Genomic DNA, 12986 nt, shown 5'->3' with positions numbered 1-12986 from the left:
CATACGGGTTCAGCCAAATCTATACGCCTGATCGATTAGAATAACCTCTCATAATCTCCTGCCACGCCTCGTACGCAGACACCACCGTCTGCATCTGCGCGGTGTGACCAGCTATGAAATCGTCGCCGTAGATCGTTTCGTCTGGATACTCGGTTATCAGCGTCATCGGTACCGTGTGTCGATCATCGACCGATGAAAGGCACGGAAAACCGTTGATGATGCGAAAACCGGTCTCGCCGGCGTGGATTTCGTAGAGTGCGATCTGGCGATCATTATAGTCCAGCAGACCGGGGATTGTGCCAAGATGGCGGGTAACCTTGTCGAGCAAGGCCTCGGCCTGTTCGGTCCAGCCAGCGTGATGACGCATGACAAGAAAGAAGCCTTTTGGCAAAGTCCACATCGCAAAATTACGCGGCACATACCCCGAGAGCGGACGGGTCCATTCGTGCGAGGGATAACCGTGAAGATTGACGTGCAAGGTAGCTCCGCTTAAGTCTTGCGCTTTGAAACGGATTTCCTTTTCGTTGAGATACGCTCCCGAATTCTCAGGCGTCCGATACTCGAGATCATCTCCCAACGCGGTATAGCGCGCGGCGTGATGCATATGTCTTGGATTATCGACGCGAAGCCGTTGATGGATGGCGTAACCATCAGGGTTTTCCAGCGGCGAAATGGTGAAGTGCGCACCCGCCTTCGTCTGCAATTCAAGGGCCGCACGGAGAGCCCCGACGATGCCTGTCGTTTCATTCGGGTGTTGTCCGCCGCTGATCATGACGGCGGCGTCGTTTCCGCTGACATAGCGTGCGGTCACTTGCCTGCCTGATCTGGCGCGGGCAGTGAACGCGTCGCCACCTATTTCGGTCAGCAGATTTGATATCTGATCTGTCGATAGCGGGGCAGCAGCTGTTTCGATTGCTTGGTCCGCGCTATCCAGAAATGCCGTGCCCAATGGCCTGGTTTCGATACGCACCGAAATTCCCGCGTCACTTTTGATGACTTCCGGGACGATCTGGCCGGGTTTCAAGCCACGATCACCAAGTGGACGACCGGATTTTTTCTGGAAGAATTCGAGAAGTGAGAAGTAGAAATCCTCATGCAGGGCTTCCCGCAGGCTGACCATCTCATCGCCAATGGAAAGCGGCAGATCCTCGGAAGGATAAAGGACGCGAATATTGAGCTCATCGAAATAGGGCTCTTTATTTCCCCAATAGTGTGTTGCGACTGCGTTAATCGCGCTCTCGAACAAACGCTCGTAGTCCGTTTCAAGCCGCTCATCATGCTCGCCGTGGCGCAGCCAGCCGGTTGGCGAGACATTGGTTTCTCCAACGATATCGACATGGACGCGATTTGGCGCGAATACCTTCAGTGTCTCGGTACCAGCTGCCCGTTTCAGAGAAACGTCATAGAAAAACGCATCATCTGCACGCGGCACGAAGTCAATTTTGATCTCTCCGACCAAAGCGGCCAACGGATAGGCCTCGAGCCGAAACCGATTTTCGGGTGCGTCTGGGTGAACGGGATATGCGATCTGAATGCTCTCGACGCCTTCCAGGTCAATCTCTTCCAGAAAGCTATGGAGCAACGGCTTGTAGGCACTGCGGATGCGTGCCGTCACGCCTTTTTCTGCAAGGCGGCGCTCGGCATCACGTCTGCTCTTCACGTCATCGAATGTCCATGCTTCCAGGGACTGCCCGGGAACCGCCTGCTCGACCAAATCATCAAGAGTGCGCTTGAATGTCTGTCTAAATATCTCTGTCATGGCATTTACCTTGAAGTTCTACCGGTCGGATCGAGGCTATCGCGCAGCCAGTCGCCCAGAAGATTGAGGCCAAGCACAGTGAGAAGGATTGCCAGACCAGGGAAGACGCTGACCCACCAGGCGATCTGCAAATAGGTGCGACCATCCGCCAGCATGCCGCCCCAGCTTGGAATGGTTGGATCGACCCCCATGCCAAGGAAGGTAAGGCTGCTTTCCAGCAGGATATTGTTGGCCACATTCAGCGTCATCAGCACGATGACCGGGCCGATGAGGTTTGGCAGCAGATGCTGGAAGATGATGCGCCAGTCTTTGACGCCGATAGCGCGCGCCGACAGGATGAATTCCCGCTCACGCAGTGTGAGCACCGAGCCGCGCACGAGGCGCGCATATTGCACCCACTGCGACACGATCAGCAATATGATGGTGTTGGTGAGGCTGCCACCCACAATGGCAATGAATGTAATGGCCAGCAGAATGAAAGGCATGGCAAGCTGGATATCGGCAAAGCGCATCACGACCATATCCCAGAAGCCGCGGTAGTAGCCTGCAATCAGGCCCATCAGCACACCGAAAACCACGGCACCGATGACAGACGTAAAGCCCACCAGCAGCGAAATCTTGCCACCTGCCACGACACGCGCCAGAACATCACGGCCCAACGGGTCAGTGCCGAAAGGGTGTGCCGCGCTAGCAAACGGTTTTGCAAGCCGCGCCATCAGATCGATCTTTTCCGCACCGCCGGGGAAAAGCACGTCGGACAGAAGCACGGCAGCGCAGATGACGATGGTCAAGGTTGCACCCAGCACGAATTCAAGGCTGTAGAACCGCGAAAGGCGGAAGGTTTTGGTTGCCATGTCGGTTACTCCGTGCGGATACGGGGATCGACCAGCCCGTAGGCGATATCGACCAGAAGATTGATGCCGACGATCATCAGCGACAGCACGGTAATGACGGCCTGCAACACGGGGTAATCGCGTGCACCAACGGCATCGAATGCCAGCGAGCCCATGCCCGGCCAGTTGAACACCCGCTCGATGACAACGATGCCGCCCAGCAACCCGCCGAACTGCAAACCGAAATAGGTGATGAGCGGAATAGCGCAGTTGCGCAGCGCGTGCTTGTAAAGAACCTTGCTTTCGCTCAAGCCCTTGGCACGCGCAACCATGATGTATTGCGATTGCAGAGTATCCAGCATGGCCGTGCGAACGAGACGGACATTGGTGGCGGTGAGAATAACGCCCATCGTCACCGCAGGCATGACGTAGCTGACCGCGCCACCCATACCACTTGGCGGAAGCCAGCCGAGTGTGATCGAAAACAGCAGGACGAGCATCAGCGCGAGCCAGAAATTCGGAAAGGACAGGCCGAGCAGCGAGAATATCCTGATGGCCTGATCGACACCCTTCCCTTTCGAGGTCGCCGCCTTGATGCCCAGTGGGATCGACAGCGCAATCGACACGATCATAGAAATGAACGCCAGCATCAGCGTTGCCGGTAGCGCATCACCGATCAGGCGCGAGACTGGCGTGCCACCGATGAAGCTCTTGCCAAGGTCCAACGTGACTAGGCCCTTTAAGAAGTTCATGTATTGCACGAAGAACGGTTGATCCGTGCCAAGCGCGACACGTATGCGCATCAAATCTTCTTCCGTCATGCTGCCACCGCCCTGAAACATGGTAACGGCAGGGTCGCCGGTCAGGCGAATGGCGAATGAGACGAGCAGCGTGATGGCGATGACGACGAATAACGCCTGCAACAATCGCTTGATGAGGAAACCGGCCACGTTCTTTTCCTTGCAATGGGGATGGTGACGCCGCCCCTTGAGAGCAGCGTCAAACATTCATTTTTACTCGACGGTGACGTCGGTCAGTTTCAGGCGGTTATCCGGCGGGGCGACGAAGCCCTTGACCTTCTTGCTGACGCCATAGATCGCGTTGCTGTTGTAGAGCGGCAGCTCAAGAGCCTTCTCGGCAGTCGCTTTGCCGATTTCCTTCAGGATGCGCTCACGCTCCGCGCGGTCCGTCAGCGGGCGTTGGGATTCCAGCAGCTTGTCCAGCGCAGCGTCCTTTTCGTAAGGATTCCACTTTTCACCGGAGTGATACATGGAATAGGCGGTGTTGTCGTAATCGAAGGTCCAGCCGCCCCACTTCTGCTGGAACATGGCACCGGTCTTACCCTGCGGAATGATATCATTCAGCAGAACGTTGGTTTCATAAGGCTTGATGGTGGCGGTAATGCCGACCATCTGGAGGTAGCTGGCGATGACCTGCGTAACCTCGTTCATCGTCGCGTCATTACCACGAATATCGATCTGAACAGTTGCACCCGGCTTTACGCCAGCCTCTGCCAGAAGCTTTTTTGCGCCTTCTGGATCGTAAGGAAGCGGTTTCAGTTCTGAGTCGTAACCAAATGACAACGCGCCCTGGAAGCTTGCGATTTCAGAGCCCTGCCCTGCAAGGATCGACTTGACGATGGTCGCACGATCCACTGCCATGATGATCGCCTTGCGAACCTTCGGATCAGCCGTGATGCCATCACGCGTATTGAAGCGCAGAGCATCGACGGTTGGGCCGGGAACGCTCACGATTTCCAGCTTGGAATCGCCCTGAATGACCGGCAGCATGCCAATAGGGATCGTAGGCGGAATGACGAGATCGACACGGCCAGCCTGGAGCTCGGCAACGGCTGTCGCCGGTTCGGAGATGAAGCGGTAATCGAGCTCAGACAACTTCGGCGGGCCGCCCCAGTAATCCGGGTTTGCTTCCAGCTTGATGTTCACCTTCGGCGCGTAGGACACGAATTTGAATGCACCCGTGCCGACAGGATTGGTGTTGAAGTTGTCTTCACCCTTTTCCTGAATGTACTTTGGCGGCACGATCATGGCACCATATCCGGCAAGCTTGGTCAGCAGAACGGGATCGGGAGCCTTCAGCTTCATGTCCACGGTGTTCTCGTCGATGATCTCGACGCTTTCGATGGCCGTGTAGTTGGAACGCTGCGGCCCCTTCGCACCCTGTTCGCCAAGCAGGCGATCGAAGGTGAACTTGACGGCTTCCGCGTTGAATGGCTCGCCATTGTGGAACTTAACGTTCTGGCGAAGCTTGAAGCGAATGCGCTTGCCTTCGTCCAATTCTTCCCAGGATTCAGCAAGACCCGGCACGAGCTTCAGATCAGGGCCACGATAGGTCAGGCCATCGAAGATGTTGGTGGCAACGGCAGCCCACTGGACCAGAAATGTATCGATGGGGTCCCAGCTGCCTGGGTCCTGCGGGGTGGAAATCGTCATTTTTCCGGCTGCAATTGCCGGTGCGGCAGTAAAAGCCACGCTTGACAGGGCAAGCGCCACGAAGGCCGTCAGCCCGCTGTTTATTCTGGTCATTGATCTGTTCCTCTCAGATAGATGCGATTTTTCGCGGTTTTTCAGGCGCTTCTTGCGACGAAGTGACCTGGATTGATTTCCTCGTGAACGAGAATTGCGGGCTCATCGCCGACGCGACGAACAGGATTGGGAATTTCACCCTCGATCATTGCGGTGTGCCTGACGGCAGCAGGATCAGCGACCGGCACTGCCGACAGCAACCGGCGTGTGTAATCATGCGTCGGTGTCTCAAAGACCTGTCGGCGGCTGCCCAATTCCATGATCTGGCCGAGATAAAGAACAGCAACGCGGTGGCTGATCTTCTCAACCACGGCCATGTCATGGCTGATGAACAGGTAGGCGAGACCGCGTTCGGCCTGCAAATCCATGAACAGGTTGATGATCTGCGCCTGAATGGACACGTCGAGCGCCGACAGCGCTTCGTCGGCGATGATCAGCTTCGGATCGGATGCCAATGCGCGCGCAATGCAGACGCGTTGGCGCTGGCCACCCGAGAACTCGTGAGGATAACGCTCGGCCACGGCGGAGCTCAGGCCAACGCGTTCGAGGAGTTCGTCGACCCGACGGCGAACCGCCTTACTGCCGGAGATCAAGCCATGCGTGTTGATCGGCTCGGCAATCGAAAACGCAACCGTCTTGCGCGGATCGAGCGAGGCAAATGGGTCTTGGAAGATGTATTGAACTTCCTGTCGCATGCGAAAACGTTCCGCCGCAGACATGGATGAGTAGGTCCGCCCGGCAAAGGCGATCTCGCCACCCATTGACGCCTGAAGCTGCTGGATCGTACGACCGATGGTCGATTTGCCGGAACCGGATTCACCGACCAGCGCCAGAGTTTCACCCGGATGAATGTCGAAACTGACGTTCTGGACGGCACTGAGGCGATGGGTCGCCTTGCCGAAAAGGTTCTTCTTCACATCAAACCGAACCAGCAAATCCTTGACCGACAAAAGCGGCTTTTCATCGTATTTCGCGGTGTCCTGCACGCGCTCTTCACCGATGATTTTGGGCTCACCATCTTCCAGAACCGTCAGCGGCGTGCGTTTGGGAAACTCCTCCCCGGCCATGCTGCCGAGACGCGGCACGGCCGATAGAAGCATGCGCGTGTAGGGATGCTGCGGGTTGGCGAATATCTGCCCAACGGGGCCTTCCTCGACCTTCTTGCCTTTCCACATGACGACGACGTCATCGGCCATTTCGGCAACGACACCCATGTCATGCGTGATGAAGACCATGGCCATGCCGAGTTCTCTTTGAAGGTCGCGCATGATGTTGAGGATTTGCGCCTGAATGGTGACGTCGAGAGCCGTGGTCGGCTCGTCTGCGATCAGGAGCTTTGGGCGGCAGGCCAGCGCCATGGCGATCATCACGCGCTGTCGCATTCCGCCCGACAATTGGTGCGGATAGCGATCCAGAAGTGCGGCCGAATCCGGCAAACGCACCATATCGAGAAGCCTTCGCGCCTCTGCGGAAGCGGCCGTCTTGCCCATCTTTTCGTGGAGGATCAGCACCTCGCAAATCTGATCACCGATAGTGAAAACAGGATTGAGCGAGGTCATCGGCTCCTGAAAGATCATGGCGATGTCTTTGCCCCTGATGGAGCGCATGTCCCTCTGCGAAACCTGGAGCAGATTCTTCTCACCAAACATGATCCTGCCGGTCGGAAACTTCGCGCCCATCATATCTGCCAGACGCATGGTCGAAAGCGAGGTTATCGACTTTCCTGAACCCGACTCTCCTACGATAGCAACTGTCTTCCCAGCTGCAACGGAGAAGGAAAGATCATCGACAACGCGACTGGCGCCAAACTCGACACTCAACCCCTCAACCGAAAGGAGCGGCGCGAGTTTGTCCATTGCGTTCGTCATGTCTGCGTCTCCAGCGGCGCTTGCACCATATTATTCAATTTCAAATCCGTCATGGGTACGAAGACATTGAGCTACAATCAAATGCGCCCTTACGGTCCCGACCCACCAAAAACAGGAAATGAATTGCTAATTAAGACGCTACCAAAGCGGAACAATCATGTCTATACTGTTGAACAATATTCTATCATTGCCTAACAATCGTGCATTTGACCACTCAAAAAGCAGTGGGTTGGTGAACCAGTCGGCATTGGGTGCCCGACTGAATCAAGGCGAAAAAATGCGCGCTTCTCGACCACATCGGTCAAGCTGAGCCGCTGCACGCTTTAACGCGCTGTCATTGATGAGTTTTCGAAGGATGTTGCCTTTACCGCTTGTGTGCGGGACTATATGGCCATCAGGCTAGGGCGACTCGGGTATCCGCCTTTTTTTTCAGACAGTTCTATCGTCGAGGCAGGTTGTTGACCACGGCTAGCCAATCTCTCTAAGCGATTTCTGTTCCAGCGACTGGCACGCAGGTTCCGTGAGCGAATTCATTTGGTAGTTGCTATAGCAATCACGCAACCTTTGAAAAGAGTGCTGCTGGCATATTTGGAATTGCTAGGGCTTCGAAGCTTGGTTTCGCCAGCACATAGCCCTGAATAAGCGAGACTCCAAGGTCCTTCAGCACGGCCAACTCATCCACTGTCTCGACACCTTCGCACAGTGGGACAATTGCTAGGTCTTCCAGCATGTTTAACGTGTGCTTGACGATCGTGCGTCTGACCGGGTCGATATCGATGCCACGGATTATGTCCATGTCGAGCTTGACGATGTCTGGCTGAAAGTGGGTCAGAAGACCCAATCCTGAGTGACCTGCTCCGAAGTCATCTATTGCCGTCTTGAAACCCATGTCCCTGTATGTTCTCAAAATATGGAGCACATGTTTGGTGTCGAGGACTTCGCTTTCGGTAAACTCGAAAATGATACGATCCAGTGGAAACCCGGTTTTCATGGCGGTGGCCAGTGTAAGGCGAATGCAGGCACGAGGCTCGTATACGGCGTTTGGCATGAAATTGATCGAGAGCTTCACATCGTCAGCCGGGCTGTAAAGGCTTGACGCCAGTTCAATCGCCTTGACACGACATTGCTGATCGAATGCATAACGATTATCAGTCCTGACCTGCCCAAGAACGGAACCAGCGCCTTCGCCATTCGGCCCGCGCACCAATGCTTCATGAGCAAAGACTTTACCCGTGGTGATATCTACGATGGGCTGAAACGCCATTGAAAATGGCACGTCGAATGCTGCACCATCGTGGCAACCACTGCACTGTGTCGGCATCCGTCATCATCCCATGTCCGCTATTTTCGAAATACTAAATTATAAGGCGTTAAGATTGTGCTGATGTGCGATCTCTAATTTCAACATTCGAGCTTACCGCTCAAGCCTCTAGTTTTGGGAACAGGTATGTACTTCGCCATAAAGTGGCATCACGACCAGGCAAAGAAGGAAAATGAGACAGTGAACCGCAAGCGAGCCGCCCAGCGTTCTGTCCACATACCGACTGGTTTCTCTAATAGCCGGTCATCTCGAGGTACCCCGCTCCCTTCGTGCTGCCGCTGATGCTGATCGGACCCTCCCAATATGGTGGCGACGTCGCCATCCAAGACCCGTCGTTTAATGGCTGGGTTGTGATGTCGAGCGATTTCTTAGGGATTTGTATACGCCATCCAACCGGTATACTGCGCCCGCCTGCCTCAGCCCGCCGGATGAGTTCCAGACGAACGTCGTCCTTCGACAGCGGTGTCGTCTCCCCATCAGCGGCAATCCAGTTTGCCGAAATGAACCCATCCTTGTCATCGCGCAGCCTGAACGCCATCAGCTTCTCACCCGCTTCCAAATGAATTGAGAACCAATCCCACCCAGTCTGATTGCTGGCGAGCGGCTGAGATGACCATTCCCTATCCAGCCATGCCTTGCCGGTGACCTTTACGTCGGAGCCGGCAAGCTTGATCGCCCCTGTTACCCGATAGAACGGCTGCGAGTAATAGTAGCTAGCTTGGCCCGCCGCGGATTTTACGGAAAAACCGCGATCTCCTTGCAGGACGAGAGGTCCAATTGCTTTTAGGTTCAGGTCGTAGCTGAAGTCGCTTCCATTGGCTACCAGGGTGAGATCCGCCAGTTGATCCCCACGCGACGATGTTGCGCCCTTCATTTTCCAGTCATCGATCCAAGCTTCAAAAGGTGCGGTACTGACCCCTGCCTGCCCGACGCCTCCCCGACCGAGGCGCTCAGCGAAGTAGTGCTGGTCTTCCGTTGTGAGGGCGGCATGGCCGATCCAGACCTGTGGGTCTGAAAATCCCTCGCTGTTTCCCGGCACCAAGGCTGACCGGAACAGTGTCCACTGCGCGCCATATGTTTTGCCATCCTCACCTTCAAGATTGGCTGTTACGTACCACCATTCGATCCGATAATCGGGGTGAGCGCCGTGGTCTGCCGGGAAGGATAATGCGTGTCCTTGCTGGGGCACTGCAAAACCGTCTGCATCTGAACCCAGCCCGGCGAAGCCTTGCGACTGGCTGCTACCAGCGGAGACGGCCATGAATATGGCGGACAGGATCGCGACCGACTTTCTAGCGTTCATTGGCGAATATCCTGAGCAGATCGGCGGGGTTGATCGTCGCCAAGCGGCGGACAGGCACAGCGACCGATAGCAGAGCGGCAATCAACGCAATTGCGCCCAGCCATACCCAGTCCAGCGGGAAGACCATCATCGGTAGACGCCAGCCGAATGCCTGAACGTTGACGATTGCCAAGAGCACCCACGCCAATCCGAGGCCGACAGGAATGGCGGCGATGAAGGTGGCGAGCCAGAGCGCCAGAGTGCGGGCGATTTCGTACAGTGCCAGATCTCGCCGCCGGATGCCCATTGCCCAGACCGGCGCCAATTGCGGAAGGCGAATGCCGGAGAGTGTGAGCAAGCTGGCGAACATCGCGAACCCGGCAACTCCGAGCGTCAGCACGTTCAAGGCGCCGGTGACTGTGAATGTCTGTTCGAAGATGGCTCTTGATTGCTGCTTGAGAGATGCCTGATCGATAACGGCGGTTTCGGGAAGGCCGAACTCGCTGACGATCTGCCGCTTGAGATCTTGTGCGCGTTCGGGCGGCACACGGACGCCGTAGCGGAGTTTGGCCACATCGGGATAATAGGCGACGAGGCTGTCTATTCCGACCATGACCTGACCCTTGGTATTGCCGTAGTCCGAATAGGTCCCCACTACAGTAACGCTCCATTCGCCTGGCATGGGAAGGATTTGCCCAAGCTTTACATCGCCTCGGCGCCACATTTGCTCATTGATGAGAGCACCAGTGCCCGCAGCAATCTTGTCCCAGGCATCTGCATCCGCCACGATCAAGGGCCAGTGGGCACGGTAGGTTGGGTCGTCAGCCACACCGAAGATTTGCATTTGCTCTCCCAGCACATCGCGCTCCACGCTCCAGATTGGGAGCACCGCTGCGGCGTGCTGTGAGAGCCATTCGCGGAGGCGTCTGGCTTGCTCCACGTCCTGTGCGGTCACGTAGAGTTCCGCTGCCAGGCGCTGATCCAGCCAACCAAGGAATGTTAGCCGGAAGCTTGAGACCATTGTTCCGACGCCGATATTTGCTGATAGTGCGAGCAGAAGTGCCATCAGCGCGAGCGACAGGCCCGGTAGTTGCAGTCTTGTGTCCGCCCAGAACCATTGCGTCAAAGCCCCGCGGGAAAAGCGTTCTGCCAGAGAAAGGCCGATGGCGAGCATACCGGGGAGCAGAAACGCGCTCCCTAACAACAAGCAGCCCAGCACTGTAAACCCCACGACAAGCCCGGACCCGCCAGCGGCCAAGATGACCCCGAGAGCCAGCAACGCTGCCGCCGCTGTGACCTGATAGGTGAGTGTTCTTGCCGAAGCTCTTGCCCAGGCTCTGGGCTGAGCGGACATCGGAATGGGCAATGTCCAGACCCGCCACAGGCTCTGCGCTGAGGAGATCGTCGTCCCGCCAAACGCTATTGCCAGCCCTGTCGCCCACCACTCTGGTCGTATCGTCAAGGAGCCTGACACGCTTGCGCCGTAGAGACCGCGCAGGGTTGCCGCCACGCCCGGCATCAGAGCGGAGGCGATGAAATAGCCCATGATGACGCCGATCAGGCCGGAGATGAGCGCCAACCCGGCCAGTTCGATGACCAGCATGATTGTGAGCGCTGGCAGCGAGACACCGAGGGACCGTAATGTCCGAAACGTTCCACGCCGCTGTTCAAACGTCAATCCGGTTGCCGAATAGACTATGAAAAGGCCGACGACGAAAGATAGGAAACCGAACGCGGTGAGGTTGAGATGGAAACTGTCCGTGAGGCGAGCGACGTCCGGTTGATCGTTGTTTTCCCGCAGCGTCAGTTCCGGCGCGATGTTTTCAACGGGTGCCAATCCCGGCTTTTGCGCGCCAGCGACGACGAGCCGGGTGATCTTGCCATGAGTCTCCAGCAGACGGTCGGCGACCGAGATATCTACGAAGGCCGCTTCATCCGGCACGCTATCGGAGATATTGATATCCATATCCGTTTTGCCGCGCAGCTTTTCTGCCGTTGCAGCTGAGACGACAAGTTGGCCAGGGGGCGAGAGGAACGTCAGAAGATCGGACCCATCAGAAACCGGCGCCACCTGCCCTTCCTTCGGCATGCTGAGCGGATCGATGCCAATCAACCTGATGCGTGCTTGGCCGAACCGGTGAATACCTTCGATGACGGGAGAAACGTTCCAACCTGTACGGCGCAGATTGCCGTAGGACCGGATCGAAATGCCGGTGCCATCCTTGGATACGACTTGGTCCAAAGCGCCTTGTTCAAGAACGGATGCGGCTCGGGCATAGCTGGCGCTTGCCTCAGCATTGATGGCCTGCACCCCCGACCAAAGCGCTGTTGCCAGCGCTATACCCATCACCAGTGTCAGCAATTGCAGTGGCTTACGCCGCCAGTGGGACAGCAGGGCCATGAATGCAACAAACCTCATCCGGCAATCCGCCCGCTACACAGGACGACTTTCCGATCCAGCCGATCCGCCAATCTGGATGAATGGGTAACGAGGAGAAGCGCAGAGCCTGCGTTGCGTGCAAGCGTAAGCATCAAATCCAGCACGGTATCGCCGGTGGCCTCGTCGAGATTGCCGGTGGGTTCGTCTGCTAGAATAAGAGGAGGCCTGACCGCAAGCGTCCGCCCAATCGCCACACGCTGCTGCTGCCCACCAGACAGTTGCTCTGGATACCGGGCAAGGTAAGCACTCAAGCCCAATTCTTCCGTGAGTCCGGCTTCCCATGCCGGGTCGTGTCGACCCGCAAGTCTCGCGTGAAAGGAAATATTCGCCGCGACATTCAACGACGGGATCAGGTTGAATTGCTGAAACACGAGGCCGACTTGCGTTCTGCGATATCTTGCACGCCCTCCATCGTCAAAAGACGAAATATCCTGCCCGCCTACGACCACCGAGCCACCGTCTGGATGATCGAGCCCTCCCACTAGGTGAAGGAGCGTGCTCTTGCCGCTGCCAGACTCACCCGTCAGCGCCACGCTTTCGCCTGCCAACACATCAAGATCGATACCTTTCAATATCTCGATTGTCCCTTCAGTGGTCGTATAGGATTTGCGAACGCCGGAAAGGGAAAGAATCATAATGGCCTCAAGGCGGTTGATGAATGCCTAAGGTAACATGTCTGAACCTCTTTGGAGAAACCTGTTCTTGACGCGAGACTACGCGTGTTACTCGATCACTCCACTATCTCGCCGGACCGATCTGGTAAGAAAGAACAAAGGACTGGTCCCGCGTCAGAATGCTGACTAGCACGCGAAGGCGGATCGGTAAGCGCTGAAGGGCGAAGACTCAACGCGAAACCACGTGCTGGCACATACCAGGAAAACCGTTTTCTATGGGCCACGGGGGCACATTATACGACCAACTGAACAAACCGGTTCAG

The 12986-nt window shown here is 56.4% G+C and carries 9 protein-coding genes; all 9 read right to left on the bottom strand.

Going from position 1 to position 12986, the window contains the following annotated elements; translation table 11 throughout:
* Positions 1-19: 19 nt before the first annotated feature.
* The 9 genes from QRN55_RS03060 to QRN55_RS03020 all read right to left on the bottom strand — a co-directional run bounded on the left by QRN55_RS03060 (position 20) and on the right by QRN55_RS03020 (position 12684).
* Complete coding sequence (locus QRN55_RS03060) at positions 20-1759, bottom strand: M14 family metallopeptidase (protein WP_233123601.1); 1740 nt, start codon at positions 1757-1759, stop codon at positions 20-22.
* 5 nt (positions 1760-1764) lie between these two features.
* Positions 1765-2613: an ABC transporter permease gene (locus QRN55_RS03055; RefSeq protein WP_233123602.1), complete on the bottom strand. Its 849-nt coding sequence runs from the start codon at positions 2611-2613 to the stop codon at positions 1765-1767.
* Between the two features lie 5 nt (positions 2614-2618).
* Entirely contained in the window at positions 2619-3542 is a 924-nt protein-coding gene (locus QRN55_RS03050; RefSeq protein ID WP_233124931.1) for an ABC transporter permease, read from the bottom strand.
* Positions 3543-3605: 63 nt separating this feature from the next.
* A complete protein-coding gene (locus QRN55_RS03045; RefSeq protein WP_284774697.1) occupies positions 3606-5138 on the bottom strand; it encodes an ABC transporter substrate-binding protein in 1533 nt (510 codons plus the stop codon).
* A gap of 41 nt (positions 5139-5179) precedes the next feature.
* Positions 5180-7006 (bottom strand): ABC transporter ATP-binding protein, encoded by a 1827-nt coding sequence (locus QRN55_RS03040; RefSeq protein ID WP_284774695.1) that lies wholly within the window; start codon positions 7004-7006, stop codon positions 5180-5182.
* 553 nt (positions 7007-7559) lie between these two features.
* Positions 7560-8327, bottom strand: coding sequence for an EAL domain-containing protein (locus QRN55_RS03035; RefSeq protein ID WP_502871276.1), 768 nt, complete (start codon positions 8325-8327; stop codon positions 7560-7562).
* Positions 8328-8559: 232 nt separating this feature from the next.
* Entirely contained in the window at positions 8560-9630 is a 1071-nt protein-coding gene (locus QRN55_RS03030; RefSeq protein ID WP_233123606.1) for a lipocalin-like domain-containing protein, read from the bottom strand.
* A complete protein-coding gene (locus QRN55_RS03025; protein WP_233123607.1) occupies positions 9620-12028 on the bottom strand; it encodes an ABC transporter permease in 2409 nt (802 codons plus the stop codon). Before QRN55_RS03025 ends, QRN55_RS03030 begins: the two co-directional genes overlap by 11 nt.
* The gene (locus QRN55_RS03020; protein WP_111839270.1) at positions 12025-12684 is read right to left on the bottom strand and encodes an ABC transporter ATP-binding protein; all 660 of its coding nucleotides are present in this window, start codon (positions 12682-12684) and stop codon (positions 12025-12027) included. Before QRN55_RS03020 ends, QRN55_RS03025 begins: the two co-directional genes overlap by 4 nt.
* Between the last annotated feature and the right edge of the window lie 302 nt (positions 12685-12986).

This window comes from Agrobacterium sp. lyk4-40-TYG-31, assembly GCF_030209855.1.
In the GTDB taxonomy this organism is placed as follows: domain Bacteria; phylum Pseudomonadota; class Alphaproteobacteria; order Rhizobiales; family Rhizobiaceae; genus Agrobacterium; species Agrobacterium vaccinii.
The sequence above is the reverse complement of the archived record's forward strand: the minus strand, read 5'-3'. Positions and strand labels throughout refer to the sequence as shown.

Coding starts and splice junctions, on each gene's coding strand:
- QRN55_RS03035 (WP_502871276.1), bottom strand. CDS start 8,327: ATGCCGACACAGTGCAGTGGTTGCCACGATGGTGCAGCATTCGACGTG.
- QRN55_RS03045 (WP_284774697.1), bottom strand. CDS start 5,138: ATGACCAGAATAAACAGCGGGCTGACGGCCTTCGTGGCGCTTGCCCTG.
- QRN55_RS03025 (WP_233123607.1), bottom strand. CDS start 12,028: ATGAGGTTTGTTGCATTCATGGCCCTGCTGTCCCACTGGCGGCGTAAG.
- QRN55_RS03040 (WP_284774695.1), bottom strand. CDS start 7,006: ATGACGAACGCAATGGACAAACTCGCGCCGCTCCTTTCGGTTGAGGGG.
- QRN55_RS03055 (WP_233123602.1), bottom strand. CDS start 2,613: ATGGCAACCAAAACCTTCCGCCTTTCGCGGTTCTACAGCCTTGAATTC.
- QRN55_RS03020 (WP_111839270.1), bottom strand. CDS start 12,684: ATGATTCTTTCCCTTTCCGGCGTTCGCAAATCCTATACGACCACTGAA.
- QRN55_RS03060 (WP_233123601.1), bottom strand. CDS start 1,759: ATGACAGAGATATTTAGACAGACATTCAAGCGCACTCTTGATGATTTG.
- QRN55_RS03030 (WP_233123606.1), bottom strand. CDS start 9,630: ATGAACGCTAGAAAGTCGGTCGCGATCCTGTCCGCCATATTCATGGCC.